Origin of the sequence: Streptomyces sp. NBC_00252 (assembly GCF_036187565.1) — a bacterium.
In the GTDB taxonomy this organism is placed as follows: domain Bacteria; phylum Actinomycetota; class Actinomycetes; order Streptomycetales; family Streptomycetaceae; genus Streptomyces.
Genome location: NZ_CP108087.1, coordinates 5,780,001 through 5,805,500, shown reverse-complemented (window position 1 = coordinate 5,805,500; position 25,500 = coordinate 5,780,001). Strand labels below are relative to the sequence as shown.

23 protein-coding genes and 2 rRNA genes (1 of these 25 cut by a window edge) are annotated in these 25,500 nt (G+C 68.4%); 5 read left to right on the top strand and 20 right to left on the bottom strand.

Annotated elements, in window-relative coordinates; translation table 11 throughout:
* Nucleotide 1: 1 nt before the first annotated feature.
* Entirely contained in the window at nucleotides 2–1,204 is a 1,203-nt protein-coding gene (locus tag OHT77_RS25580; protein WP_328830791.1) for an aminotransferase-like domain-containing protein, read from the bottom strand.
* Nucleotides 1,205–1,317: 113 nt separating this feature from the next.
* Nucleotides 1,318–2,220: an SAM-dependent methyltransferase gene (locus tag OHT77_RS25575; RefSeq protein WP_328830790.1), complete on the bottom strand. Its 903-nt coding sequence runs from the start codon at nucleotides 2,218–2,220 to the stop codon at nucleotides 1,318–1,320.
* Between the two features lie 271 nt (nucleotides 2,221–2,491).
* Between OHT77_RS25575 and OHT77_RS25570 the strand changes: the two genes are divergently transcribed.
* The gene (locus tag OHT77_RS25570) at nucleotides 2,492–2,671 is read left to right on the top strand and encodes a hypothetical protein (RefSeq protein ID WP_328830789.1); all 180 of its coding nucleotides are present in this window, start codon (nucleotides 2,492–2,494) and stop codon (nucleotides 2,669–2,671) included.
* A gap of 23 nt (nucleotides 2,672–2,694) precedes the next feature.
* On the opposite strand, the gene OHT77_RS25565 is transcribed toward OHT77_RS25570, so the two are convergent.
* The 7 genes from OHT77_RS25565 to OHT77_RS25535 form a co-directional block, all read right to left on the bottom strand.
* Entirely contained in the window at nucleotides 2,695–3,060 is a 366-nt protein-coding gene (locus tag OHT77_RS25565; RefSeq protein WP_328830787.1) for a DUF805 domain-containing protein, read from the bottom strand.
* Between the two features lie 235 nt (nucleotides 3,061–3,295).
* Entirely contained in the window at nucleotides 3,296–4,288 is a 993-nt protein-coding gene (hemB, locus tag OHT77_RS25560) for a porphobilinogen synthase (protein WP_328830786.1), read from the bottom strand.
* 338 nt (nucleotides 4,289–4,626) lie between these two features.
* The gene (locus OHT77_RS25555) at nucleotides 4,627–6,333 is read right to left on the bottom strand and encodes a bifunctional uroporphyrinogen-III C-methyltransferase/uroporphyrinogen-III synthase (RefSeq protein WP_328830785.1); all 1,707 of its coding nucleotides are present in this window, start codon (nucleotides 6,331–6,333) and stop codon (nucleotides 4,627–4,629) included.
* Nucleotides 6,330–7,274, bottom strand: coding sequence for a hydroxymethylbilane synthase (gene hemC, locus OHT77_RS25550; protein WP_328834342.1), 945 nt, complete (start codon nucleotides 7,272–7,274; stop codon nucleotides 6,330–6,332). Before hemC ends, OHT77_RS25555 begins: the two co-directional genes overlap by 4 nt.
* Nucleotides 7,275–7,405: 131 nt before the next feature.
* Complete coding sequence (locus OHT77_RS25545) at nucleotides 7,406–9,106, bottom strand: glutamyl-tRNA reductase (RefSeq protein WP_328830783.1); 1,701 nt, start codon at nucleotides 9,104–9,106, stop codon at nucleotides 7,406–7,408.
* Nucleotides 9,103–9,864 carry a redox-sensing transcriptional repressor Rex gene (locus OHT77_RS25540; RefSeq protein WP_328830782.1) on the bottom strand — a complete coding sequence of 254 codons (762 nt, stop codon included), beginning with the start codon at nucleotides 9,862–9,864 and terminating at the stop codon, nucleotides 9,103–9,105. Before OHT77_RS25540 ends, OHT77_RS25545 begins: the two co-directional genes overlap by 4 nt.
* A gap of 235 nt (nucleotides 9,865–10,099) precedes the next feature.
* Complete coding sequence (locus OHT77_RS25535; RefSeq protein WP_328830781.1) at nucleotides 10,100–10,339, bottom strand: glutaredoxin family protein; 240 nt, start codon at nucleotides 10,337–10,339, stop codon at nucleotides 10,100–10,102.
* Nucleotides 10,340–10,453: 114 nt separating this feature from the next.
* Here OHT77_RS25535 and OHT77_RS25530 point away from each other — a divergent pair, with 114 nt between their 5' ends.
* The 3 genes from OHT77_RS25530 to OHT77_RS25520 all read left to right on the top strand — a co-directional run bounded on the left by OHT77_RS25530 (nucleotide 10,454) and on the right by OHT77_RS25520 (nucleotide 13,944).
* A complete protein-coding gene (locus OHT77_RS25530) occupies nucleotides 10,454–11,398 on the top strand; it encodes an HAD family hydrolase (protein ID WP_328830780.1) in 945 nt (314 codons plus the stop codon).
* Nucleotides 11,399–11,713: 315 nt separating this feature from the next.
* Nucleotides 11,714–12,487 (top strand): ECF subfamily RNA polymerase sigma factor, BldN family, encoded by a 774-nt coding sequence (locus OHT77_RS25525; RefSeq protein ID WP_266769722.1) that lies wholly within the window; start codon nucleotides 11,714–11,716, stop codon nucleotides 12,485–12,487.
* A 233-nt stretch (nucleotides 12,488–12,720) separates the two neighbouring features.
* The gene (locus OHT77_RS25520; protein ID WP_266769724.1) at nucleotides 12,721–13,944 is read left to right on the top strand and encodes a DUF5667 domain-containing protein; all 1,224 of its coding nucleotides are present in this window, start codon (nucleotides 12,721–12,723) and stop codon (nucleotides 13,942–13,944) included.
* Between the two features lie 130 nt (nucleotides 13,945–14,074).
* On the opposite strand, the gene OHT77_RS25515 is transcribed toward OHT77_RS25520, so the two are convergent.
* The 5 genes from OHT77_RS25515 to OHT77_RS25495 all read right to left on the bottom strand — a co-directional run bounded on the left by OHT77_RS25515 (nucleotide 14,075) and on the right by OHT77_RS25495 (nucleotide 17,770).
* Nucleotides 14,075–15,145 (bottom strand): lysophospholipid acyltransferase family protein, encoded by a 1,071-nt coding sequence (locus OHT77_RS25515; RefSeq protein ID WP_328830779.1) that lies wholly within the window; start codon nucleotides 15,143–15,145, stop codon nucleotides 14,075–14,077.
* Nucleotides 15,146–15,159: 14 nt separating this feature from the next.
* A complete protein-coding gene (locus OHT77_RS25510) occupies nucleotides 15,160–16,221 on the bottom strand; it encodes an NAD-dependent epimerase/dehydratase family protein (RefSeq protein ID WP_328830778.1) in 1,062 nt (353 codons plus the stop codon).
* Between the two features lie 181 nt (nucleotides 16,222–16,402).
* Nucleotides 16,403–16,501 carry a 30S ribosomal protein bS22 gene (locus OHT77_RS25505; RefSeq protein WP_003948845.1) on the bottom strand — a complete coding sequence of 33 codons (99 nt, stop codon included), beginning with the start codon at nucleotides 16,499–16,501 and terminating at the stop codon, nucleotides 16,403–16,405.
* 111 nt (nucleotides 16,502–16,612) lie between these two features.
* Nucleotides 16,613–16,825: a helix-turn-helix domain-containing protein gene (locus OHT77_RS25500; RefSeq protein ID WP_004984898.1), complete on the bottom strand. Its 213-nt coding sequence runs from the start codon at nucleotides 16,823–16,825 to the stop codon at nucleotides 16,613–16,615.
* 129 nt (nucleotides 16,826–16,954) lie between these two features.
* The gene (locus OHT77_RS25495) at nucleotides 16,955–17,770 is read right to left on the bottom strand and encodes a phosphatase (protein WP_328830776.1); all 816 of its coding nucleotides are present in this window, start codon (nucleotides 17,768–17,770) and stop codon (nucleotides 16,955–16,957) included.
* Between the two features lie 215 nt (nucleotides 17,771–17,985).
* On the opposite strand from OHT77_RS25495, the gene OHT77_RS25490 reads away from it, so the two are divergent.
* A complete protein-coding gene (locus OHT77_RS25490; protein WP_328830775.1) occupies nucleotides 17,986–18,432 on the top strand; it encodes a hypothetical protein in 447 nt (148 codons plus the stop codon).
* A 234-nt stretch (nucleotides 18,433–18,666) separates the two neighbouring features.
* Here OHT77_RS25490 and OHT77_RS25485 read toward each other — a convergent pair whose 3' ends face one another.
* The 6 genes from OHT77_RS25485 to OHT77_RS25460 form a co-directional block, all read right to left on the bottom strand.
* The gene (locus tag OHT77_RS25485) at nucleotides 18,667–19,839 is read right to left on the bottom strand and encodes an acetoin utilization protein AcuC (protein ID WP_328830774.1); all 1,173 of its coding nucleotides are present in this window, start codon (nucleotides 19,837–19,839) and stop codon (nucleotides 18,667–18,669) included.
* A complete protein-coding gene (locus OHT77_RS25480) occupies nucleotides 19,790–21,001 on the bottom strand; it encodes an MFS transporter (RefSeq protein ID WP_328830773.1) in 1,212 nt (403 codons plus the stop codon). The genes OHT77_RS25485 and OHT77_RS25480 overlap by 50 nt, the downstream gene beginning before the upstream one ends.
* Before the next feature lie 67 nt (nucleotides 21,002–21,068).
* Complete coding sequence (locus tag OHT77_RS25475) at nucleotides 21,069–21,764, bottom strand: VC0807 family protein (RefSeq protein WP_328830772.1); 696 nt, start codon at nucleotides 21,762–21,764, stop codon at nucleotides 21,069–21,071.
* Nucleotides 21,765–21,857: 93 nt separating this feature from the next.
* Nucleotides 21,858–22,502: an HAD family hydrolase gene (locus tag OHT77_RS25470; RefSeq protein WP_328830771.1), complete on the bottom strand. Its 645-nt coding sequence runs from the start codon at nucleotides 22,500–22,502 to the stop codon at nucleotides 21,858–21,860.
* A 66-nt stretch (nucleotides 22,503–22,568) separates the two neighbouring features.
* Nucleotides 22,569–22,685, bottom strand: a 5S ribosomal RNA gene (rrf, locus tag OHT77_RS25465).
* A 91-nt stretch (nucleotides 22,686–22,776) separates the two neighbouring features.
* Nucleotides 22,777–25,500, bottom strand: a 23S ribosomal RNA gene (locus tag OHT77_RS25460); it runs 399 nt beyond the window's last position.

Below are 25,500 nucleotides of genomic sequence, written 5' to 3'. Positions count from 1 at the left end.
GTCAGCCCATGAGTCCCGCCCCCAGCCTCCTGAGTCCCTCCCGGATCTCCCCGGGCGTCTGCGTCACGAAGCACAGCCGCATCGTCGAACGCTCGGGCTCCCCGGCGTAGAAGGGCGCACCCGGGACATAAGCGACGTCCTGCCGCACCACCCGCGCCAGCAGTTCCGTCGTGTCGTACGACTCCGGGAGCCGCGCCCACAGGAACATGCCGCCCTCGGGACGCTCCCAACTCGACCCCTCGGGCAGGGAGTCGGGCAGGCCCGCGAGCATGGCGTCGCGCCTGGCCCGGTACACGGCCGCGACCCGGGCCACATGCGCGTCGAGGTCGTTGTCCGCCAAGTACCGTGCGGCGGCGAGCTGGTTGACGGTCGGGGTGTGCAGGTCGGCGGCCTGCTTGGCGACAACGCAGGCCCGCAGCAGGTCCGTTGGTGCCCGCAGCCAGCCCAGCCGCAGGCCGGGGGCCATCACCTTGGAGAAGGAGCCGAGCAGGACCGTACGGTCGGCCGCGCCCTCCTGGGCGGCGATCCACGGCAACCGCGCGCCCTCGAAGCGGAGTTCGCCGTACGGGTCGTCCTCCACGATCCACAGCCCACGCCGCGCGGCGACCTCGGCGACGGCGGCCCGGCGGTCGGCGGGCAGCGTACGGCCGGTCGGGTTCTGGAAGGTCGGCACGGTGTAGAACAGCTTCGGCCGCTCCCGCACGACGAGTTCGTCCAGCGCCTCGGGGTCGACCCCGGCCGCGTCACCCGGCACGGCGACGATCCGCGCACCGGCGAACGCGAAGACCTGAAGTGCCGCCAGATAACAGGGCTGTTCGACCAGGACGACGTCCCCGGGCTCCAGCAGCGCGGTCGCGAGCAGCGAGAGCGCCTGCTGCGACCCGGTGGTGACGAGGAGGTCGTCGGCACCGGTGGCCAGCCCGCGGGCGGAGGTCCGCGCGGCGAGGGCGGTCCGCAGCACCGGCTCGCCCTCGGTCGTCGCGTACTGGAGCGCCCGCGCGGGCGTCTCCGTGAGCACCGCCTGGTACGCGGCGGCGATCCCGGCGGCGTCGAAGAGTTCGGGGGCCGGGAGCCCGCCCGCGAAGTTGATGACCTCGGGGCGGGCGGTCACGGCGAGGATGTCCCGTACCGGCGAACCCCCGATCGCACGGGCGCGCGCGGCGAGCGGGGGCAGGGGGACGGCGGGTGTCTCGGTGACGGTCATGGCGGACAGCGTAGGAAGGTAGGTGCCGCCTACAAACAGGTTTCCGCGATCCGGACGGACCCCGCGCGCTCAGGCCCCCAGTGCCAGGCGTTCAGCCTCCCGGCGTCGGGCGCTCAGGCCTTCTTGCCGGTCGCCCCGTACACGTTGATGTCGTCGTCGGTCACATCGTTGATGTCCCGGTAGGTGATCTTCTCGATGTCGTCGAGGCTCTCGAAGTACGCCTGCTCGACCACCGGCGGGGCGGGCGCGGGCCCGGGGTGCCACTGGTGGGCGGGGACCACACCGGGCTCGTCCAGGGTGACGCCCGGGGTCTCGGTGAAGAACCGCTCGACGTCGGCCCTGGAGCGGAACACGAAGGTGAACCCCCGCTCCGTGTACGTCCGTTGGACCGCACGGCTCGGGATCGGGTGCATCTCGTCGGTGAGATGGCTGAGCACCAGATGACTGCCGGACGGCAGCACGTCCACCAGCTCACGCACCAGCGGGTACGCCTCCTCGTCCTCGACGAAGTGCAGGATCGCCACCAGCAGCAGGGCCACCGGCTGGCTGAAGTCGATCGTCTTGGCGGCCTGTTCGAGGATGTCGCCGGGGCGGCGCAGGTCGGCGTCGATGTAGTCCGTACGGCCCTCGGGGCTGCTGGTGAGCAGGGCGCGGGCGTGCGCGAGGACCACCGGGTCGTTGTCGACGTAGACGATCCGCGCCTCGGGGTCGATGCCCTGGGCGATCTGGTGCACGTTCTCCGCGGTGGGCAGCCCGGTGCCGATGTCGAGGAACTGGCGTACCCCGTGCTCCTGCGACAGCCGGGTGACCGCGCGGCGCATGAAGTCGCGGTTGTGCCGTACGTCGAGGTAGCCGCGCGGGTTGGCGGCGAGCGCCGCGGCGGCGGCCTCGCGGTCGACGGGGTAGTTGTCCTTGCCGCCGAGGAAGACGTCGTAGACGCGGGCGGGGTGGGCCTTGGTGGAGTCGATCCTCCTTCTCAGCTCGGCGGGGTCTTGGCTGAGGGCGTCACCGGGCATGCGCGTCTCCCAGAAGAGTGGTCATACAAAGGGCAACAAGAGCAGTGGCCAACAACCTAGCTCCCACCGGCACTTGATGGTGCCCAAGTCCGGCGGGCGGCCCCGGGCCCCCTTCCCGGCGTCCCGGAACGTGCCCGGAAGGACCGGCGTCCCCGCAGGTCAGCGCGGGCGGGACGGCCCGGGCGTCCCGGATCCGCCGACAGCCGTAGACCGCGCCCGGCCCGACCACCCAAGCTGCCCCTGATGACGCTTCGCTTCCACAGGGGGACCCATGCCGGCCCGCACCACCCGCACCCGCCCTCCCATCCGTACCCGCACCCGCGTCCGCGTGCTGGCCGCGACGGCGGCCGTGCTCGCCGCGCTGCTGCTGTCGGGCTGCAAGGACGGCATGGGCGTACGCGACGAGGGCCCGTCGGGCGTGACCCCCACCTCCACGGGGTCGACGCCCTGACGGGCCCTCGGTGACGCGTGCGATCAGACGTGCGCCGGAACGCCGTCGATCTCCTTCGGGTTCGGGCCGTACTGGTTGGCGCCGGGCTTGCTGTCCGAGACGGTGAAGACCAGCAGGATGATGCCGCCGACGAGCGGGACGAGCCCGATGAAGATCCAGCCGCCGGAGCGGCCCGTGTCGTGCAGTCGGCGGACGGTGACGCCCAGGCCGGGCAGCAGGATCGCCAGGTAGAAGAGGACCACGAGGTACGGGAACTTGATCGCCACGCCGATGATGCCCAGGACGATCGCGATGATGCCCGCGAACAGGGCGAACATCCAGTACTCCTTGCGGCGCGAACGCCCGCTGAATACCGCGTACTTCTTCAGCGCCTCGATGAACCAGCTCATGGTGTCCCCCAGGGATCGACATTCCAGACCGTCCGGAACGGATCAGGCCAGGCGCAGAAGGTATGGACCGTGATGCGCACGCGTCAAATCCGTATAAGTGCCGGACGGGGAAGGGTATTTGGGGGCACACCCACCCACAATGGCCGTCGATTTCACGCCAGGACATGTCCAGGGCGCCGGACCGAGATCGCCCCGACGCCGGAACGATCTCGAAGCGTTGCCTGTTGACGCGGGTTCAGCGGAGCTTCTGCGCCGCCTCGACCGCCCAGTACGTGAGGATGTTCTGCGCCCCGGCCCGCTTGATCCCGGTGAGCGACTCGAAGATCGCCTGGTCCCGGTCGATCCAGCCCTTCTCGGCGGCGGCCTCGATCATCGAGTACTCGCCGGAGATCTGATAGGCGAAGACGGGCACGTCCGTGCTCTCGGCGACCTTGGCGAGGATGTCGAGGTAGGGCCCGGCCGGCTTGACCATCACCATGTCGGCCCCCTCCTCCAGGTCGAGCGCCAACTCCCGCATGGACTCACGGGCGTTGGCCGGGTCCTGCTGGTACGTCCTGCGGTCCCCCTTGAGCGAGGAACCGACGGCCTCACGGAACGGCCCGAAGAACGCCGACGCGTACTTCACGGTGTACGCGAGGATCGCCACGTCCTCCCGCCCGATCTGGTCGAGCGCGTCCCTGATGACCCCGATCTGCCCGTCCATCATCCCGCTGGGCCCGACCACATGGGCCCCGGCATCGGCCTGCACCTGGGCCATCTCGGCGTACCGCTCAAGGGTCGCGTCGTTGTCCACCCGCCCGAGCTCGTCCAGCACCCCGCAGTGCCCGTGATCGGTGGTCTCGTCCAGACACAGATCGGACATGACGAGCAGCTCGTCCCCGACCTCGGCCCGCACATCGCGCAGGGCGACCTGCAGAATCCCGTCAGGATCGGTCCCGGCCGTCCCGAGGGCGTCCTTCTTGGACTCCTCAGGCACCCCGAACAGCATGATCCCGGAGATCCCCGCCGCGACAGCCTCGGCAGCAGCCTTCTTCAGACTGTCCCGAGTGTGCTGCACGACCCCGGGCATGGCCCCGATCGGCACCGGCTCGGAAACCCCCTCCCGCACGAACGCGGGAAGGATGAAGTCGGCCGGGTGCAACCGCGTCTCGGCAACCATCCGCCGCATGACGGGGCTGGTCCGCAGCCGCCGGGGGCGAGAGCCGGGAAAGGATCCGTACGTCGTCATGACTTCTACGCTACGCCCGGCCCGGGGGCGCCTTTGCCGACGGTGAGTCGGTGATCAGTCGGCGACAAGCCCGCGAACTTTTCAGCACGGGTCGGCACAATCCAGCCCGTCCGGCGCCTTCTCGACACAGGCCCGCAATACCCAGCCCGTGCGGCGCCCTCTCCACACAGGCCCGCAACACTCAGCCCGTCCGGCACCTTCTCCACACAGGCCCGCAATACTCAGCCCGTCCGGCGTTTGAGGACGAGGCCCTTTCGGGGCCGAAGCGGGGGTGTGGGGGCGCAGCGCCCCACGGACGCCCGCCCCCACTCACCGCACCTACAAACCCGACCTCGACCTCAGGTGGTCCGCCGCCGCCGCGCCCCCGGCCGACGCTCACTGGGCCGAGTAACCGGATCCCCCGCCTCCTGAGCCGCCGCCCGCCGCCGGAGTCCAAAGTTCGCCAACGCCTCGGCCAACTTGTGCACAGACGGCTCCGGAGCCATCACATCCACCCGAAGACCGTGCTCCTCGGCCGTCTTCGCCGTAGCAGGCCCGATACACGCGATCACAGTCACGTTGTGCGGCTTCCCTGCGATCCCCACCAGGTTCCGCACAGTGGACGACGACGTGAAGAGAACGGCGTCGAAGCCACCCCCCTTGATCGCCTCCCGCGTGTCCGCCGGCGGCGGCGACGCCCGCACGGTCCGGTACGCGGTCACGTCATCCACCTCCCACCCGAGCTCGATCAGCCCGGCGACCAGCGTCTCCGTGGCGATGTCGGCCCGCGGCAGGAACACCCGGTCGATCGGGTCGAAGACGGGGTCGTACGGCGGCCAGTCCTCGAGCAGCCCGGCCGCGGACTGCTCCCCGCTCGGCACCAGATCCGGCTTCACCCCGAAGGCGATCAACGCGTTGGCGGTCTGCTCCCCCACCGCGGCGACCTTGATCCCGGCAAAGGCACGGGCGTCGAGCCCGTACTCCTCGAACTTCTCGCGTACGGCCTTGACCGCGTTCACCGAGGTGAAGGCGATCCACTCGTACCGCCCGGTGACGAGCCCCTTGACCGCCCGCTCCATCTGCTGCGGCGTCCGCGGCGGCTCGACGGCGATCGTGGGCACCTCGTGCGGCACGGCGCCGTAGGACCGGAGTTGGTCGGAGAGCGACGCCGCCTGCTCCTTCGTGCGCGGGACGAGGACCTTCCAGCCGAACAGCGGCTTGGACTCGAACCACGACAACTGGTCGCGCTGCGCGGCGGCGGACCGCTCACCGACCACGGCTATCACCGGCCGGCCACCATCAGGAGACGGCAGCACCTTCGCCTGCTTCAGCGTCTGCGCGATCGTCCCGAGGGTCGCGGACCAGGTCCGCTGACGAGTGGTCGTACCAGCCACTGTGACGGTCATGGGCGTATCAGGCTTACGACCCGCAGCGACAAGCTCACCGGCGGCCGAAGCCACCGAGTCCAGGGACGTCGACACGACCACCGTGCCGTCCGACGCCCCGACCTCCGTCCAGCAGCGGTCCGACGCGGTACGGGCGTCCACGAACCGGACGTCCGCGCCCTGCGCGTCCCGCAGCGGGACACCGGCGTACGCGGGCACGCCGACAGCCGCGGCGACACCGGGCACGACCTCGAAGGGAACACCCGCGGCGACGCAGGCGAGCATTTCCTCGGCGGCGTACGTATCCAGTCCGGGGTCCCCGGACACCGCACGCACGACCCGCCTGCCGCCCCGCGCGGCCTCCATGACAAGATGTGCGGCATCCCGCACGGCGGGTAGACCAACGGTTGTTGACGCGCCGTCAACAACCGTTAGTTGAGGCGTGCCTGTGCCCGGGAGCGAGTCCGCAGAAGGACCCGCGTCCGGATGCACGACGGCCACGCCAGGTCGGGCGTGCGCACGGACGACGTCGAGCACCTCGTGCTCGGCGACGAGAACGTCCGCGTTCGCCAGCGCCTCCACGGCGCGCAGTGTGAGCAGTCCCGGATCTCCGGGTCCGGCACCCAGGAAGGTGACGTGCCCGTGTTCAGGACCGGCGGCGGGAAGAGTGGTGGGGCTCACTTGGCTTGCTCCCCCATCAGACCGGCCGCGCCCTGGGCGAGCATCTCGGCGGCGAGGTCGCGACCGAGCTTCAGCGCTTGGTCATGCGTCTCGGGCACGGGACCGGTGGTGGACAGCTGCACCGTACGCGAACCGTCGGTCGTGCCGACTATTCCGCGCAGGCGCATTTCCTTGACAATCTGCCCGTCGGCCAGAAGGTCGGCCAGCGCGCCCACAGGGGCGGAGCAGCCGGCCTCCAGGGCGGCGAGCAGGGACCGTTCGGCGGTCACGGCGACCCGGGTGAGCGGGTCGTCGAGTTCGCCGAGCGCCGCGATCAGGTCCGCGTGGTCGGCGGAACACTCGATCGCCAGGGCCCCCTGGCCGGGGGCGGGCAAAATCGTGTCGACCGACAGGAAGTCGGTCACTTCGTCGATCCGGCCGATCCGGCTGAGTCCGGCGGCGGCGAGGACGACGGCGTCCAGCTCACCGTCCCGTACGAAGCCGACGCGGGTGTCGATGTTCCCGCGGATCGGGACCGTCTCGATGTCGAGGCCGTGGCTGCGCGCGTACGCGTTCAGCTGGGCCGTGCGACGGGGGGAGCCCGTACCGATGCGCGCCCCGCGGGGCAGGTCGGTGAACTTCAGGGCGTCCCTGGCGACGATGACGTCGCGCGGGTCCTCGCGCTCGGGGACGGCGGCGAGCACCAGCCCGTCGGGCTGCGCGGTCGGCAGGTCCTTCAGCGAATGAACCGCGAAGTCGACCTCACCGGCGAGCAGCGCGTCCCGCAGCGCGGTCACGAAGACCCCGGTGCCGCCGATCTGCGCGAGGTGCTCGCGGGAGGTGTCGCCGTAGGTGGTGATCTCGACGAGCTCGACGGGCCGTCCGGTCACCTGGCTCACGGCGTCCGCCACCAACCCGGACTGGGCCAGGGCGAGTCTGCTCCGCCTGGTCCCGAGCCTCAGTGTCCCTTTTTCCTGCTCCCGCCTCCGGGGCGCCTCAGCCGGTGTCGAGACTCCGACCGTGCTCAGCCCTTCGGGCCTCCGCGCGCTCGGCCTCTCGCCTCCGGCGCGCCCCTGCGGCTCACGCGTGCTACTCATGCTGGCCCTCGGTTCTTGCTGATCTCAGAGTCTTCTTCGGCCCGGGAGACGGAGGCCACCGTCTCCTGGTCGAGGTCGAACAGGGTGCGCAGCGCGTCCGCGTACCCGGCGCCGCCGGGCTCGGCCGCGAGCTGCTTGACCCGTACGGTCGGCGCGTGCAGCAGCTTGTCGACGACGCGTCGCACGGTCTGGGTGATCTCCGCGCGGTGCTTGTCGTCGAGGCCGGGCAGCCGTCCGTCGAGCCGGGCGATCTCACCCGCGACGACCTCGGCGGCCATGGCGCGCAGGGCGACCACGGTCGGCGTGATGTGCGCGGCCCGCTGGGCTGCCCCGAAGGCCGCGACCTCGTCGGAGACGATACGCCGGACCGCGTCCACGTCCGCCGCCATCGGAGCGTCGGCCGAGGCTTCCGCGAGCGACTCGATGTCCACGAGGCGGACGCCGGCCAGCCGGTGCACGGCGGCGTCGACGTCCCGCGGCATGGCGAGGTCGAGGAGCGACAACACCGGTGCGGGGCGCGGGATGTGGGCCACGGGCTCGGGCCTGCGCCGCTCGGGGATGCGTCCGACGGTCGCGGCCATGGTGGCGAGTTCGGTGATGAGCTCGGCCTCGGGCGTGCTCCGGGCCGCCTCGCGCCGGTCCACGGCGCTGCCGCCGACCCAGGCCGCGTGCTGCTCAAGCGTGGCCGCGTCCATCCCGGCCACGGCGGCCTCCCCCATCACGGAGAAGCCACTCGCCCCCTGCACCGCGGACAGGTCCAGCGGACACCCGTCCTCGACCCCGACGGACGTCGGCGGAAGCTCTTCGCGTACGTCGTCCAGAGGGGCCGCGCTTCCGGCGGTGGCGTCCTCGGACACCCTGTCCGCTACGGCGGCGGCGACCGCGTCGGCCGTCAGGACCAGGCCCGTCGCGCCCGTGCAGGACACGGCGACATCGGCACGTGTCAGCTCGAACGGCACCGAGTCCATCGGTACCGCGCGGGCGGACACGTCCGTCTCGGGGCTCTCGGTGATGATCTGGGCGAGCCGCTCGGCGCGGTCGGAGGTGCGGTTGGCGACGACGATCTCGGCGACCCCGGCCCGCGCGAGGGTGGCGGCGGCCAGCGACGACATGGAGCCGGCGCCGATGACCAGGGCGCGCTTCCCCCTGGCCCAGGCCTCGACGGCCGTGCCGGAGGAGAGCTGTTGAAGGCCGAACGTGACCAGGGACTGGCCCGCGCGGTCGATGCCGGTCTCGGAGTGGGCGCGCTTGCCGACGCGCAGGGCCTGCTGGAACAGGTCGTTCAACAGCCGCCCGGCGGAGTGCAGTTCCTGCGCCTTGGCGAGGGAGTCCTTGATCTGACCGAGGATCTGGCCCTCGCCGACGACCATCGAGTCGAGGCCGCAGGCCACCGAGAAGAGGTGGTGGACGGCCCGGTCCTCGTAGTGCACATAGAGATAAGGAGTGAGCTCGTCCAGGCCGACGCCGCTGTGCTGGGCGAGCAGCGTGGACAGCTCCGCGACGCCCGCGTGGAACTTGTCCACGTCGGCGTAGAGCTCGATGCGGTTGCAGGTGGCCAGCACCGCGGCCTCGGCGGCCGGTTCGGCGGCGACCGTGTCCTGGAGGAGCTTGATCTGGGCGTCCGCGTTGAACGTGGCCCGCTCCAGGAGACTGACCGGCGCGCTGCGGTGGCTCAGCCCGACGACGAGGAGACTCATGCCGGCATCACGGCGGGGACGTCCCCGTCAGGGCCCTGCTCGGCGGAGTCGCCGCGGTGTGCGGCGGTCGGGTTCGCCGCCTGGTTGGCGGCCTCCTCGCCGGCCTTGCGCTGCTCGTGGAAGGCGAGGATCTGCAGCTCGATCGAGAGGTCGACCTTGCGGACGTCCACACCGTCCGGGACGGTCAGCACGGTCGGCGCGAAGTTCAGGATGGAGGTGACACCGGCGGCCACGAGACGGTCGCAGACGGGCTGGGCGGCACCGGCGGGGGTCGCGATGACGCCGATGGAGACGCCGTTGTCGCTGATGATCTTCTCGAGCTCGTCCGAGTGCTGGACCGGGATGCCCGCGACGGGCTTGCCGGCCATCGCCGGGTCGGCGTCGATGAGGGCGGCGACCCGGAAGCCGCGGGAGGCGAACCCGCCGTAGTTGGCGAGGGCTGCGCCGAGGTTTCCGATACCGACGATCACGACCGGCCAGTCCTGGGTGAGGCCCAGCTCGCGGGAGATCTGGTACACGAGATACTCGACGTCGTAGCCCACACCGCGGGTGCCGTAGGACCCGAGGTACGAGAAGTCCTTGCGCAGCTTCGCGGAGTTGACCCCCGCGGCGGCCGCGAGCTCCTCGGAGGAGACCGTGGGTACCGAGCGCTCCGAGAGTCCGGTCAGCGCGCGGAGGTACAGCGGGAGACGGGCGACGGTGGCCTCGGGAATCCCTCGGCTACGGGTCGCCGGTCGGTGAGTTCGGCCAGTTGCCACGGTGCTCCTGCGGGTAGAGCGGGGCTGTGGGCGGTCACACGTACCCAGACCGCCCCGTCGAAAGCAGGCTATGTCTTTGTGAACGCGTGCACAAAGATGGTGTCCGATTTGCCCGGCCAACGTGACCGGGGTCACGCCCGGTATTCCAGGGGGCAAAACCGCCACACTCCTCGTAATTCCCGCCCCCGAGACCAAACCGCCGTCGATCCTAAGCGACGTTCGGGTGCGCGTTGAACTACTTGGTCAGTTCCCGGCGCAGACGGCCCTCGTCCACTCGCCAGAAGGTGTGCTGTTCACCATCGATCAGGACGACCGGAATCTGCTCCCAGTACGCGTCGTGCAGGCGCTGGTCCTCGGTGATGTCCTTCTGTTCCCAGGGGACCCCGAGATCGGCGCAGACCTTCTCCACGAGGAGCTGCGCGTCCTCGCACAGATGACAGCCGGGCTTGCGGATGAGGGTGACGAGATGACTCATGCACACCATTCTCGCGCCACCGGTGCACTTCTTTAACGGCCCGGTCGCGGAGAGTTCACAGCCTCCGAACCTCTCGGCTCCGGAACCACCGAACAAACTGGCTATGCTCACGGCATGGCCGCTCTCGGATGGCTCACTCCCCGTAGGCGCTCCGCCACGGCGCGGAGCGTGTTGGCAGGCGAGGCCTCTGCGGAGGCAGCGCGCAAGTCGTCGCAGGACGCCCAGGACATACAGGACGCCCTCGCGGCGGAAGACGCGGCGGAGGAGCCGGAATTCCCGGTCCTCGGCGACGACAGAGCGGCCGCGTTCTTCGACCTCGACAACACCGTCATGCAGGGCGCGTCGATCTTCCACTTCGGCCGCGGCCTCTACAAGCGGAAGTTCTTCGAGACCCGCGACCTCGCCCGGTTCGCCTGGCAGCAGGCGTGGTTCAGGCTGGCCGGCTTCGAGGACCCCGAGCACATGCAGGAGGCGCGCGACTCCGCGCTGTCCATCGTCAAGGGCCACCGCGTCGCCGAACTCCAGTCGATCGGCGAGGAGATCTACGACGAGTACATGGCCGAGCGCATCTGGCCCGGCACCCGCGCCCTCGCCGAGGCCCACCTCGCCGCGGGCCAGAAGGTGTGGCTCGTCACGGCGGCCCCGGTGGAGATCGCCAACGTGATCGCCCGCCGCCTCGGCCTCACCGGCGCGCTCGGCACGGTCGCCGAGTCCGTCGACGGCGTCTACACCGGCAAGCTGGTCGGCGAACCGCTGCACGGACCCGCGAAGGCGGAAGCCGTAAGGGCGTTGGCCGCCGCGGAGGGCCTGGACCTGTCCCGCTGCGCCGCGTACAGCGACTCGCACAACGACATCCCGATGCTCTCGCTGGTCGGCCACCCCTACGCGATCAACCCGGACTCCAAGCTGCGCAAGCACGCGCGCGAGCTGGACTGGCGGCTGCGCGACTACCGCACGGCCCGCAAGGCGGCCAAGGTCGGCATCCCGGCGGCGGCCGGCGTGGGCGCGGTGGCGGGCGGCACGGCCGCGGCGATCGCATTGCATCGCCGACGCCGGTGACGCGGTAAACACAGCCAATCCACGGGTCGTACCCGCGTAACCCCCTGTCCAGTCACGTTGGCTGCACACGGCCACAACACGCCCCGGTCCCTGACTGAATTCGGACCGTTCTGATCAACAACCGGTCACTCTGCGGTACTTGATCGGGCGTCAACCGGTTACGGAAGCGACGTAATCGATGATTTGAGCAACTGGGTGTAGCAGCGCCTGCACGAAGCGTTATTCTCCTCAGACGCAATCCGGTACCCCTCCGTCGCTACGACGGGTGAATGTTCCGGTACTGCACGTGATGGAAGCTCTGCCTCTGGGAGTCCCGTGTACCCACACGTCGGGGTTGACGCCTCGGGCCTGGCTACGCTGCGCGCAACGGTCCAAGACCTGTTGCGCGGCTTCGTCCCCACCGCGTACGCCGTCCCCGCCGCCTTCGCCACCACCGCGCCCGTAGGCCCGTGCTACGCACTGGCCGACGGCAGCGCGGCGGTCGGCAGACGAGGGCGCTCGGCCGGCGCCGCCACCGCACGCCGTCCGGCCGCTGACAGCGACAGCGCCCGGATGATGGACCTCGTGGAGCGTGCCCAGGCCGGCGAAGCCGACGCCTTCGGCCGCCTCTACGACCAGTACAGCGACACCGTGTACCGGTACATCTACTACCGAGTGGGAGGCAAAGCCACCGCCGAGGACCTCACCAGCGAGACCTTTCTGCGCGCCCTGCGCCGCATCGGCACGTTCACCTATCAGGGTCGCGACTTCGGCGCCTGGCTGGTGACGATCGCCCGCAACCTGGTGGCCGACCACTTCAAGTCGAGCCGCTTCCGGCTGGAAGTGACCACCGGCGAGATGCTCGACGCCAACGAGGTCGAGCGCTCCCCCGAGGACTCCGTCCTGGAGTCCCTGTCGAACGCCGCGCTGCTCGACGCCGTGCGCCGGCTCAACCCGCAGCAGCAGGAGTGCGTCACGCTCCGCTTCCTGCAGGGCCTCTCCGTCGCGGAGACCGCCCGGGTGATGGGCAAGAACGAGGGTGCGATCAAGACCCTCCAGTACCGGGCCGTGCGCACTCTCGCCCGGCTCCTCCCGGACGACGCCCGCTGACGGCATACGCTCGGTAACGCCCAACTCGCGCTCAGTGAAAGTCCGTTGAATTCGCGGTCGGATCATCCGTCGTCCGTAACCCAAGTGCCGCGCCACTCGTTGTGCGGGATACAGGCTCCCTGTGGTCACACCCTGCCCCTCCCCGGTCACTCGATCGTGTGGATGCGGTCAGGAGGTGCAACCCTCAGGACCCCCTGGGGAGTCGACCGTCATGACGAGAGGAGGTGCCGCCAGTGATCGCGAACGTATCGGCGCACCGGCGGGCGAACGCCTTCGCCCAGGCCCTGGATGAGGAGCAGTCCGACCGGGGTACGGCGGCCGAGCAGTCCGAAGGACCGGCTCCGGCCACCCCGGCTGCTGCGGAACAGACCGAGCAGGGCCGCATGCTGGCCTTCGCCACCGGTCTGGGCGAGCTGCCCAAACCCGTGCTGGACCCCGAGGTCAAGGTCGTCCAGCGGGCCCAGCTGGTCGCCGCCTTCGAGGCCATGCTCCAAGGGGGCGAGGCACCCGGACCTTCGGTACCGGAGCAGCGTTCCCCCCGGTCCCGGGGTGCGCACCGGGCCACCGGTCTGGGCAAGCTGCGACCGCGCTCCCGGCTCACCAAGGGCCTCGCGGCCGGCGGACTGAGCGTCGGGGTGGCCGCGGGTGCCTTCGGCGGAGTGGCCGCCGCGAGCTCGGGCGCCCTGCCCGGCGACTCGCTCTACGGCCTGAAGCGCGGCATCGAGGACTTCAAGCTCAACTACCTGTCCGACGGCGACGACCAGCGCGGTGTGGCCTACCTCGACCAGGCGTCCAACCGCCTGAGCGAGGCACGCCGGCTGATCGAGCGGGACCGCAGCGGACACCTCGACCACGAGCAGCTCGGCGAGATCCGCCGCACGCTCGCCGGGATGACGCACGACGCGTCCGAGGGCCACCGCCTGCTGCACGAGGCGTACGAGCAGGACCCGAACTCGCTGGGCCCCATCCAGGCCCTCTCCGCGTTCTCCCGCTCGCACCGCGAGGCCTGGGGCGCCCTGCGCGACCGCCTCCCCGTCCAGCTCGGCGACGTCAGCGACCAGGTCTCCTCGGTCTTCGACGCCATAGACGAAGAGGTCGCCCCGCTGCAGTCCCTGCTCCCCCAGCCGCCCTCCACGGCCCCCGGCACCGGCAGGCACCGCGCGCCGGGCACCCCGTCCACGGGCGGGGGCTCGAGCGACACCCGCCGCTCCACGAAACCGAGCGCGCCGGACGGCTCGGCGGAGTCCAGCCATTCCAGCACCCCCAGCGAGTCCGCCACCACCGGCGACGGCCTCCTCGGCGGCAACACGGGCGGCCTCCTGGACCCCCCGAAGTCCTCGGGCACGGAGTCGCCGTCCGCGAACAAGCCGTCGATCCCCGAACCGGACGTCACCCTGCCACCCCTGCTCCCGGGCTTGCTGCCGGGCTTGGGCATCGACAGCGAGGACGCGAACTAGCTCCACCTAGGCGGTACGACGATGGGCGCCCCTCCCACGAGGGGCGCCCATATCTCTCTGCTTTTAGGGGCGCGAGGAACTGCGCGACCAGCCCCCACCGGCCCGCAGTCAAGAACCCTGCGGAACCGATCTAGAAGAACACCGACCGCCGCTGCACCAGCAACTTGTACAGCGTGTGCTGAATCTGCTCCCTCACCTGATCCGTGAGGTTGAACATCAGCATCGGATCCTCGGCAGCCTCCGGCGGATACCCGTCCGTGGGAATCGGCTCCCCGAACTGGATCGTCCACTTCGTGGGCAACGGAATCGCACCGAGCGGCCCCAGCCACGGGAACGTCGGGGTGATCGGGAAGTACGGGAAGCCCAGGACGCGGGCCAGCGTCTTGGAGTTGCCGATCATCGGATAGATCTCCTCCGCGCCCACGATCGAGCACGGAATGATCGGCGTGCCCTTGCGCAGCGCGGTGGAGACGAAGCCGCCCCGGCCGAACCGCTGGAGCTTGTACCGCTCGCTGAACGGCTTGCCGATCCCCTTGAACCCCTCCGGCATCACCCCGACCAACTCGCCCCGCCCCAGCAGCCGTTCGGCGTCCTCCGCGCACGCGAGGGTGTGACCGGCCTTGCGGGCGAGTTCGTTGGCGACCGGCAGCATGAACACCAGGTCGGCCGCCAGGAGCCGGAGATGACGGCCGGCGGGGTGGTTGTCGTGGACGGCGACCTGCATCATCAGCCCGTCCAGCGGCAGCGTCCCGGAGTGGTTGGCGACGATCAGCGCCCCGCCCTCGGCCGGGATGTTCTCGATGCCCTTGACCTCGACCCGGAAGTACTTCTCGTACAGCGGGCGCAGCACCGACATCAGGACCTGGTCGGTGAGCTCCTCGTCGTAGCCGAAGTCGTCGACCTCGTAGTCCCCGGTGAGACGGCGGCGCAGGAACGCCAGGCCGTGGGCGATCCGGCGTTCCAGGCCGCTCTGTGTGTCCTGGACGCTCTCGTCGCGCGGCTGTTCCGGCTCCTGCTCCTCACGTGTCACAGGAACATCATCCTGCGCGGCGGCCACACCCGGCAGGGGCTGGACCTCACGGACCGGCGCGGGCTCGCCGTTCTTGCGCCGGCTCCCCGTGCTCCGGCGCCGCTGCGGCCGCTGCACGCCGTTCGCGCGGGACCGGTCGTCGTCGAACGGAATGACCTTGGCATCAGCCATCGTTGATGCGCTCCTCAGTTGGCGCTCGGCGTCGGGGGACGGCCGCTGTCCGGCCGGGAGAGCGCGGCGAGCCGGTCGACGGCCCCCGCCACGGCCTCCGGCGGCAGCAGCCCCGGGCCCTGACTCCGCGCGAAGTCCGCGAAGGTCTCGGCGGTCGTGTACTTCGGCCGGTACCCCAGCGTCTCGCGCATCTGGACCGTCGACACGACCCGGCCGTGGGTGAGCAGCCGAATCTGTTCCGGGGAGAAGTCCGTCATCCCCAGCGTACGCACCAGGGAACCCGCCCAGGTGACCGCCGGCAGCAGCAACGGCACGGTCGGGCGGCCCAGGCGCCGGGAGCACTGGGAGAGCAGCAGGACGCCGTCCCCGGCGATGTTGAAGGTGCCGCTGTTGAGCGTGCCCCGCTCCGGGTCGTGCGAGGCGATCCGCAGCACGTCGATGACGTCGTCCTCGTGCACGAACTGCAGCCGCGGGTCGTAGCCGAACACGGTCGGCAGGACCGGCAGCGAGAAGTACGAGGCGAGCGGCGAATCCGCCGTAGGACCAAGGATGTTGGCGAAGCGGAGTACGCAGACGGCGACGTCGGGGCGGCGGCGGGCGAAGCCGCGGACGTAGCCCTCGACCTCGACGGTGTCCTTGGCGAAGCCGCCGCTCGGGAGGGACTTCGGCGGGGTGCCCTCGGTGAAGACGGCGGGGTCGCGCGGGGCGGAGCCGTAGACGTTCGTGCTGGACTTCACCACCAAGCGCTGCACGACCGGCGACTTCTGGCAGGCGCCCAGCAGCTGCATGGTGCCGATGACGTTGGTCTCCTTGACCGTGGTCCGGCTGCCGCTGCCCAGGGCGGTGCCCGTCACGTCCATGTGGACGACCGTGTCGGCGCCCGACTCGGCGAGCACGCGCGCGATGGTGGGCTGGCGGATGTCGGCCTGGATGAACTCCGCGCCGCCGAGATGGTGCCCGGGCGCGACCGCGTCCACGGCGATCACCCGGTCCACCTGTGGGTCACGCTGGATCCGCCGCACGAACCGGCCCCCCAGTTGGCGGGCCACTCCGGTCACGAGCACGACCTTCCCCAAGATCAGCGCCTTCCTTTTGAGTTACCCGTGTGCGGCCAACCTAGCGCCTGGGTGTTGCGCTGTGATGACCGCCCGACCGACGACATTCCGAGTACCCGCGAACGCGCGGTCAGACATAACTGTGGCCCCCCACCGCATGCGGTGGGGGGCCACAGGAGACGCTCTCGCGGCGCCGCGTCGCCTACTTCTTGTTACGACGCTGCACGCGCGTGCGCTTCAGCAGCTTGCGGTGCTTCTTCTTAGCCATCCGCTTGCGCCGCTTCTTGATAACAGAGCCCACGACTACCCTCGCTCACTTCTCATCACTCGGTGCTGGGCATCATGGGCCCATACGACCTACAAGGGGCCAGCCTACCCGTCCGAGCGCTGAGGTCGTAATCGAGGTATCGCCTCAGGCTGTCTCCACCCCCACATAACTCTCGCGAAGGTACTCGTGTACCGCTTGCTCGGGGACGCGGAAGGACCGCCCCACCCGGATAGCGGGCAGATGACCGCTGTGCACCAACCGGTACACGGTCATCTTCGACACTCGCATCACCGAGGCGACCTCCGCCACGGTAAGGAACTGAACCTCGTTCAGAGGCCTCTCGCCAGCTGCAGCCATGACACACCTGAACCTTCCGCACTCGACGGTCACCGGCTTCCCCTTCCGGTGACTCTTCGTCGTTGCGTGCTCACTCCCCAATGTAGGGGCGTGTGATGCGAGTGGGGAAGAGGTGCACCCATCGGCGGCCTACTGTGACAGACACGCTCGATTGAGTACGTAGCGGGTGAGCGGACGGTAGTAATCGGACCGCACGGCGTCATCAAGTGGAACGGCCACGGACACCGACCCCTCGGCCTCCCCCACGAACAGCGCGGGGTCGTCGGTATCCGCCAGCCCAATGGCCTCGAACCCCAGCTGACCTGCTCCGCAGACCCATCCGTGGTCCCCGATCACCAGCTCGGGAAGCGCCCCGCCGGCCTCCGCCGCCGCACCCAGCACGGTCCGAACCGGCAGCGGCGAGTGCGTGTGTGCGCCCGGCTCACGCCCGGAGTGTTCGGGGCCCGGTTCACGGACCAGCGCGACGCCCTGTACGTAGTCAAGGTTGTACGTGCGTAGACCGAACCGGGTCGTTATGTCGACACAGTGACCCTGCGCCGGGGTGAGAACAGCACATCCCGCCGCCGACAAGGCGTCCGCCAACGAGGCGTAGAACTCGAGCAGTCGATGCGGATGCCCGGTACCGAGAAGCACCGCCCCGCTGCGCTGTGCTATCGCGCCGACCCGGTCGGCGAAGGCGTCCAACGCGGCCAGAGTCCGCTCCGGATCGATCACATCATGCCCGGAAGTGTGCGTCGGGTCGGCCGAAACCCCACACTTGTCCGCCATCAGCCCGATCAGATCCCGCTGCCCCCACGTCCATGCGGGGTCGAGCCCGATGAGCACCCGGGGGTCGCGGGCGGCGAAGGCGCGATAACTCCGCAGGCTCTCCTCCCGCGAGGTGGCCACGGGTCCGGCCAGCCGGGCGGCCAGCAGATGGGCGCGGAGGGCGCCGGTGCTCAACACGAGGCCGATGGTGACGGACCCGTCGGCCGCGCACGGCGAAAACCCCGGAAACACCGCGCGGTTGGCGTAACGGCGGTGACAGGACAGTGACAAAGACGGCCACAACTGTCGTACGGCTTCCCGGGTCTCACCTTGCGTGGACGGAACGACCAACCGTCCCAAGCGAGTTGACCATCACCACCAAGGCACCACCATCAAACTGGGGGAACACCGTCATGAAGCTGTCCCGTCGCACCACGACCGCCGCCGCACTCACCGTCCTGGCGCTCGGCGGCACGCTCGCCGCCACCGCGCCCGCCTCGGCGGCCACCACCGCGGCCGGCGCGTACAACGGTGCCTGCGGCGCCGGTTACACCGTCCAGGACTCGATGGACGTGAAGTCGTCCCAGACCACCGTCGCCGGCACCGTGTACGTCACCTACAGCCGCGACACCGGCAAGCACTGCGCCGTCCTCGTCCGCACCAAGCCCGGCACCCGCATCTTCATGGAGGTCACCCTCGACACCGCCCCCACCTCAGGCACCCCCGCCCGGGACTACGGCTCCTTCACGACCTACGCGGGCCCGGTCTACGTCGACGCGTCCCAGTCCGACGCCCCGTGCCTGGAGTGGAGCGGCTCGGTCGACATCTACTACAACAGCGTCCAGGGCCTGTGCTCGTAGCCACCGCCTGACACCGGCCGGCATCACCCAGCCTGTCCGGTGCCTTGCTGGCACGGGCCGGCATTTTTAGCCCGTCCGGTGCCGTGTCGGCGCAGGCCGACATTTCCAGCCCGTCCGGCGCCCCTCAAACGCAGGCTGGCACAACTCAGCCCGTCCGGCGTTTGAGGACGAGGCCCCTTCAGGGCCGATGGGGGTCTGGGGGCGCAGCCCCCAGGGCCAGTCACCCCCACCCACCTACGCCAACAAACCCCGCAGCGGAAACACGGCCCGCCGAGTCGCCACGACAGCCTGGTCGAGGCGATCGGCGGGGTCGTACCCCGACTCCCAGTCGGCATAGCCCACCGGCCACCGCCCATCAGTCATCCGCTGCGGCCCCAACTCCCGCGTCCGAGCGAACACTTCCTGCCGCCACCCCTCGGGAATCATCGTCTCGGGCAGGATCTCCCGCCCGGCGGCAATCGCGACGAGATGCGTCCACGACCGGGGCACGACCTCCACCACGGCGTAGCCACCCCCACCGAGCGCGACCCACTTCCCGTCCGCGTACTCGTGCGCCAGCGAATGACACGCGACCTGCACAGCCCGCTGCGCGTCCAACGACACCGCGAGATGCGCCAACGGATCCTCGAAGTGCGTATCGGCCCCGTGCTGGGAAACCAGCACCTGCGGCCGGAAGTCCGCGAGCAACTCCGGCACGACCGCGTGGAACGCCCGCAACCACCCCGCGTCCCCGGTCCCCGCGGGCAACGCCACATTGACCGCGGAGCCCTCCCCCGCGCCACCCCCGGTCTCCTCGGGCCACCCGGTCTGCGGAAACAGGGTCCGCGGATGCTCGTGCAACGAGATCGTCAGCACCCGGGGGTCCTCCCAGAACGCCGCCTGGACCCCGTCCCCGTGATGCACGTCGACGTCGACGTACGCGACCCGCTCGGCCCCCAGCTCCAACAGTCGGGCGATGGCCAGCGAGGCGTCGTTGTAGACGCAGAATCCCGACGCGGCCCCCGGCATCGCGTGATGCAGCCCACCCGAGAAATTCACGGCATGCAGGACGTCCCCGCCCCACACCGCCTCGGCTGCCCCGACGGACTGCCCCGCGATCAACGCCGACACCTCGTGCATCCCGGCGAAAGCGGGATCGTCCATGGTCCCGAGCCCGTACGCCCCGTCCGCGGAATCCGGATCCGCCGAGGCCGCCTTCACCGCCTCGACGTAGTCCTCCCGGTGGACCAGCCGCAACGTCGAGTCACCGGCGGGCTTCGCCGCGACGACGTCCAGGTCCTTGTCGAGCCCGAAGGCGTCGACGAGTCTCCGGGTCAGGGCGAGCCGGACGGGATCCATCGGATGGTCCCGGCCGAAGTCATAGCCCGTTACTGCCTCGTCCCACATCAGCTGTGCGCGCCCGCTCATGCCCGTCACCGTACCGGCCCGCCTGGGGCGCGAACGAGCGGGCGTACACCAACGTCACCAGCACCAACACCATCGGCACGAGCATCGCCCCGCGGTAACTCCAGGCATCGCCCAGCGCCCCCACCAACGGCGAACCGATCAGGAACCCGACGTAATTGAACACATTGAGGCGGGCGATGGCCGTATCCGAAGCCCCGGGGAACAACCGCCCGGCCGCCGCGAACGTCTGCGGCACCAGCACGCACAACCCGAGCCCCAGCAGCGTGAACCCGAGCATCCCGACCCCGGCCCCCGGCGCCACGGCCACCACGGCGAACCCCACCGCGGCCACCACCGCCCCCAGCCGCACGACGGCCACGGCCCCGAACCGCCGCACGCCCAGGTCCCCGATCCCTCGCCCGAGCAGGCACATCACCATGTAGACGTTGTACGGAACGGTCGCCACCTGCTCCGAACTGCCCAGCACGTCCTTCAGGTACTTCGCACTCCAGTTGGAGACCGTCGAGTCCCCGATATAGGCGAAGGTCATCACCAGACACAGCGGCAGCAGCAGCTTGAAGACCAGCGGCCCGGCCTCCGCACCCTCCGCCTCGCTCCCCGGCGCACCCCCGTCGACGTACCACCGACTCCCCACCAGCGCGGCGGGCAACAACACCACCACGACCGGCAGATACGACACCCACAGCGCGAGATGCCAGTGCGCCCCGGCCCACGCCAGCGAGGCCCCCACGATCCCGCCCAGGCTGTACGCGGCATGGAAGCTGAGCATGATGCTTCGCCCGTACGTCCGCTGCAGGCTCACGCCGAGCATGTTCATCGAGGCGTCCAGCGCACCCACCGCGAGCCCGAACGCACCGAGGGAGACGGCGAGTTCGGCCATGCTGTCGCCCGCCCCGACGCCGAGCAGCGCCAGCAGGACGACCGGCTGGGACCAGCGCAGCAGCACGCTGGGCCGTATTCGCTTCACCAACTGCTCGGTGGTGACGCTCCCCACGCCGGCGAGGATCGGCACGGCCGCGAGGAAGACGGGCAGCAGCCCGTCCGAGACCCCGTACCGGTCCTGGATCGCCGGGATGCGCGTCACGAGCAGCGCGAAGGTGGCGCCCTGAGCGAAGAAGCTGAACGCCAAAGAGGCCCTACCGCGCCGCAGCACATCTGTCATGGCGGCGAGCGTAAGGGCCTCGGCGTACTCGTGGGTAGATCCAGCCAAAGATGAATTCTGCTCAGCTTTACCGAGCGGCGACCAGCGAGGGCATCACCGCAGGTGCGGGCGCGTCCCCGGTCTTCAGCTCGGCGTCGATCATCTCCGCCATCGGCCCTACGGCGATCCCGCCGCTGATCACGGACGTCACGGCGATCGTGCCGATCATCACGACCGTGCCGAGCCACACCATGGTGTCCACGGGCAGCGTGTACACGCCGACGATCCGCGCGATGCACTCGGCGAGCAGCATCACACCCCACACCAGCGAGAACCGCCGCTCGGCCCGCTGAAAGGCCGCCGACCCACTGAGCAGCCGCTCGAACGCGGCGTCCCGCGCCGGGTCCCCCTTCACCAGGAAGGGCTTCATCCCGGCGGTCATCATCGGCTTCCCCATCACCACGGACACCAGGATCCCGATCCCTACGGCACTGCTGATCCCGCTGTCCTTCGCGAGCATCAGCCGCGGATCCCCGGCCACGAAGCTGAGCAGCAACCCGACCACGTTCACGAAGAGAATCAGCGCCGCGAAGGCGTTGATCGTCCGCTCGGCGACAACCCCCCACACGGTCCGCACCGCCGGCACGACACTGCTCCACCCCAGCGCCGCCACCGTGCTCATCCCGAACGCGCTCTTCAACAGGTAGTACGACCCGATCGGCACCGCCACGTCCATGAGGAGCGGCGCGAAGTTCTTCTTCAGGGAGCCCGTGTTCGTCGTCATGCCCTCAGCTTCCCGCGAGGACCGGGCCCGCCAGTAGAACCGATCGTCCGGAGCTCGGCATGACAAATGTCAGCGCCCCCATGCTGCCCGAGGTCATTCCAGCAGGTCAGCCAACTGCCCCATGTCACCGAAGAGTTGAGTGACCCCGGAGAGCCGCTCAGCAGGAGTCATGGCAGTGAACCCATACACATCCATCCCAGCAGCAACAGCCGCCCGCACCCCCAACGGACTGTCCTCTACGACGACACAGCGCTCCGGCGCCACACCCATCCGCTCGGCCGCGTAGAGGAAGAGATCCGGCGCGGGCTTCCCCCGCCCCACGTCCTCAGAACTGAAGACCCACTCGTCCTCGAACCACTCGTCCAGCCCCGTCGTCCGATGCCCCACCCGAATCCGCTCATGGCTCCCGGACGAGGCCACGCAGTACGGCACCCCGTCCGCGACCAGCCTCTCCAGCACCTCGACGGCCCCGGCGACGGGCTTCAACTCCCGCTCGAACGCGGCGAACACCCGCGCGTGAAAGACATCGTCGAAGTCGGCCGGCAACCGCTCCCCGGTCCGCTCCTCGACGAGATCGTGGACGCGGTGCATCGCCGCGCCCATGTAGTCACGGAGGGACTCCTCGTAGGAGGTCGGGTGCCCCAGCTCGGTCAGATAGCCGGCCAGCAGCCGGTTGGAGATCGGCTCACTGTCGACGAGGACACCGTCGTTGTCGAAGATCACGAGGTCATAGCGCATACCTTTGAGCCTAAACGCAGAAAACCCCCGTACCGAATTAACGGTACGGGGGTTTTCGCAATATTTGTTCGGCGGCGTCCTACTCTCCCACAGGGTCCCCCCTGCAGTACCATCGGCGCTGTAAGGCTTAGCTTCCGGGTTCGGAATGTAACCGGGCGTTTCCCTCACGCTATGACCACCGAAACACTATGAAACAGACAACCGCACCATCACCGTGACCATGGCAATGGGGTTGTTCGTGGTTTCAGAACCAACACAGTGGACGCGAGCAACTGAGGACAAGCCCTCGGCCTATTAGTACCGGTCACCTCCACCCATTACTGGGCTTCCAGATCCGGCCTATCAACCCAGTCGTCTACTGGGAGCCTTAACCCCTCAAGGGGGTGGGAACACTCATCTCGAAGCAGGCTTCCCGCTTAGATGCTTTCAGCGGTTATCCCTCCCGAACGTAGCCAACCAGCCATGCCCTTGGCAGAACAACTGGCACACCAGAGGTTCGTCCGTCCCGGTCCTCTCGTACTAGGGACAGCCCTTCTCAATGTTCCTGCGCGCGCAGCGGATAGGGACCGAACTGTCTCACGACGTTCTAAACCCAGCTCGCGTACCGCTTTAATGGGCGAACAGCCCAACCCTTGGGACCGACTCCAGCCCCAGGATGCGACGAGCCGACATCGAGGTGCCAAACCATCCCGTCGATATGGACTCTTGGGGAAGATCAGCCTGTTATCCCCGGGGTACCTTTTATCCGTTGAGCGACGGCGCTTCCACAAGCCACCGCCGGATCACTAGTCCCGACTTTCGTCCCTGCTCGACCCGTCGGTCTCACAGTCAAGCTCCCTTGTGCACTTACACTCAACACCTGATTGCCAACCAGGCTGAGGGAACCTTTGGGCGCCTCCGTTACTCTTTAGGAGGCAACCGCCCCAGTTAAACTACCCATCAGACACTGTCCCTGATCCGGATCACGGACCCAGGTTAGACATCCAGCACGACCAGACTGGTATTTCAACGACGACTCCACCCACACTGGCGTGTGAGCTTCACAGTCTCCCAGCTATCCTACACAAGCCGAACCGAACACCAATATCAAACTGTAGTAAAGGTCCCGGGGTCTTTCCGTCCTGCTGCGCGAAACGAGCATCTTTACTCGTAGTGCAATTTCACCGGGCCTATGGTTGAGACAGTCGAGAAGTCGTTACGCCATTCGTGCAGGTCGGAACTTACCCGACAAGGAATTTCGCTACCTTAGGATGGTTATAGTTACCACCGCCGTTTACTGGCGCTTAAGTTCTCAGCTTCGCCACCCCGAAGAGTGACTAACCGGTCCCCTTAACGTTCCAGCACCGGGCAGGCGTCAGTCCGTATACATCGCCTTACGGCTTCGCACGGACCTGTGTTTTTAGTAAACAGTCGCTTCTCGCTGGTCTCTGCGGCCACCCCCAGCTCATGAAGTAAATTCAATCACCAGTGATGGCCCCCCTTCTCCCGAAGTTACGGGGGCATTTTGCCGAGTTCCTTAACCATAGTTCACCCGAACGCCTCGGTATTCTCTACCTGACCACCTGAGTCGGTTTAGGGTACGGGCCGCCATGAAACTCGCTAGAGGCTTTTCTCGACAGCATAGGATCATCCACTTCACCACAATCGGCTCGGCATCAGGTCTCAGACTTAATGAATGGCGGATTTGCCTACCACTCGTCCTACACCCTTACCCCGGGACAACCACCGCCCGGGATGGACTACCTTCCTGCGTCACCCCATCACTCACCTACTAACCGCTTGGGCCGGCGGCTCCACCACTTTCCATTCCCCGAAGGGTCCGGAACGGCTTCACGGCCTTAGCATCACGATGCTCGATGTTTGACGCTTCACAGCGGGTACCGGAATATCAACCGGTTATCCATCGACTACGCCTGTCGGCCTCGCCTTAGGTCCCGACTTACCCTGGGCAGATCAGCTTGACCCAGGAACCCTTAGTCAATCGGCGCACACGTTTCTCACGTGTGTATCGCTACTCATGCCTGCATTCTCACTCGTGAACCGTCCACCACTAGCTTCCGCTGCAGCTTCACCCGGCACACGACGCTCCCCTACCCATCCCAGCAGGCGTTGGCCCTATTGCTGGAATGACACGACTTCGGCGGTACGCTTGAGCCCCGCTACATTGTCGGCGCGGAATCACTAGACCAGTGAGCTATTACGCACTCTTTCAAGGGTGGCTGCTTCTAAGCCAACCTCCTGGTTGTCTCTGCGACTCCACATCCTTTCCCACTTAGCGTACGCTTAGGGGCCTTAGTCGATGCTCTGGGCTGTTTCCCTCTCGACCATGGAGCTTATCCCCCACAGTCTCACTGCCGTGCTCTCACTTACCGGCATTCGGAGTTTGGCTAAGGTCAGTAACCCGGTAGGGCCCATCGCCTATCCAGTGCTCTACCTCCGGCAAGAAACACACGACGCTGCACCTAAATGCATTTCGGGGAGAACCAGCTATCACGGAGTTTGATTGGCCTTTCACCCCTAACCACAGGTCATCCCCCAGGTTTTCAACCCTGGTGGGTTCGGTCCTCCACGAAGTCTTACCTCCGCTTCAACCTGCCCATGGCTAGATCACTCCGCTTCGGGTCTTGAGCGCGCTACTAAATCGCCCTATTCGGACTCGCTTTCGCTACGGCTTCCCCACACGGGTTAACCTCGCAACACACCGCAAACTCGCAGGCTCATTCTTCAAAAGGCACGCAGTCACGACGCACCAAGTAAACTTGATGCGCGACGCTCCCACGGCTTGTAGGCACACGGTTTCAGGTACTATTTCACTCCGCTCCCGCGGTACTTTTCACCATTCCCTCACGGTACTATCCGCTATCGGTCACCAGGGAATATTTAGGCTTAGCGGGTGGTCCCGCCAGATTCACACGGGATTTCTCGGGCCCCGTGCTACTTGGGTGTCTCTCAAACGAGCCGTTGACGTTTCGACTACGGGGGTCTTACCCTCTACGCC

Excerpts from the sequence above, each read along its gene's own strand:
- OHT77_RS25580 (WP_328830791.1), bottom strand. The coding sequence starts at position 1,204 with ATGACCGTCACCGAGACACCCGCCGTCCCCCTGCCCCCGCTCGCCGCG.
- OHT77_RS25575 (WP_328830790.1), bottom strand. The coding sequence starts at position 2,220 with ATGCCCGGTGACGCCCTCAGCCAAGACCCCGCCGAGCTGAGAAGGAGG.
- OHT77_RS25570 (WP_328830789.1), top strand. The coding sequence starts at position 2,492 with ATGCCGGCCCGCACCACCCGCACCCGCCCTCCCATCCGTACCCGCACC.
- OHT77_RS25565 (WP_328830787.1), bottom strand. The coding sequence starts at position 3,060 with ATGAGCTGGTTCATCGAGGCGCTGAAGAAGTACGCGGTATTCAGCGGG.
- hemB (WP_328830786.1), bottom strand. The coding sequence starts at position 4,288 with ATGACGACGTACGGATCCTTTCCCGGCTCTCGCCCCCGGCGGCTGCGG.
- OHT77_RS25545 (WP_328830783.1), bottom strand. The coding sequence starts at position 9,106 with ATGAGTCTCCTCGTCGTCGGGCTGAGCCACCGCAGCGCGCCGGTCAGT.
- OHT77_RS25535 (WP_328830781.1), bottom strand. The coding sequence starts at position 10,339 with ATGAGTCATCTCGTCACCCTCATCCGCAAGCCCGGCTGTCATCTGTGC.
- OHT77_RS25530 (WP_328830780.1), top strand. The coding sequence starts at position 10,454 with ATGGCCGCTCTCGGATGGCTCACTCCCCGTAGGCGCTCCGCCACGGCG.
- OHT77_RS25515 (WP_328830779.1), bottom strand. The coding sequence starts at position 15,145 with ATGGCTGATGCCAAGGTCATTCCGTTCGACGACGACCGGTCCCGCGCG.
- OHT77_RS25500 (WP_004984898.1), bottom strand. The coding sequence starts at position 16,825 with ATGGCTGCAGCTGGCGAGAGGCCTCTGAACGAGGTTCAGTTCCTTACC.
- OHT77_RS25490 (WP_328830775.1), top strand. The coding sequence starts at position 17,986 with ATGAAGCTGTCCCGTCGCACCACGACCGCCGCCGCACTCACCGTCCTG.
- OHT77_RS25485 (WP_328830774.1), bottom strand. The coding sequence starts at position 19,839 with ATGAGCGGGCGCGCACAGCTGATGTGGGACGAGGCAGTAACGGGCTAT.
- OHT77_RS25480 (WP_328830773.1), bottom strand. The coding sequence starts at position 21,001 with ATGACAGATGTGCTGCGGCGCGGTAGGGCCTCTTTGGCGTTCAGCTTC.
- OHT77_RS25475 (WP_328830772.1), bottom strand. The coding sequence starts at position 21,764 with ATGACGACGAACACGGGCTCCCTGAAGAAGAACTTCGCGCCGCTCCTC.
- OHT77_RS25470 (WP_328830771.1), bottom strand. The coding sequence starts at position 22,502 with ATGCGCTATGACCTCGTGATCTTCGACAACGACGGTGTCCTCGTCGAC.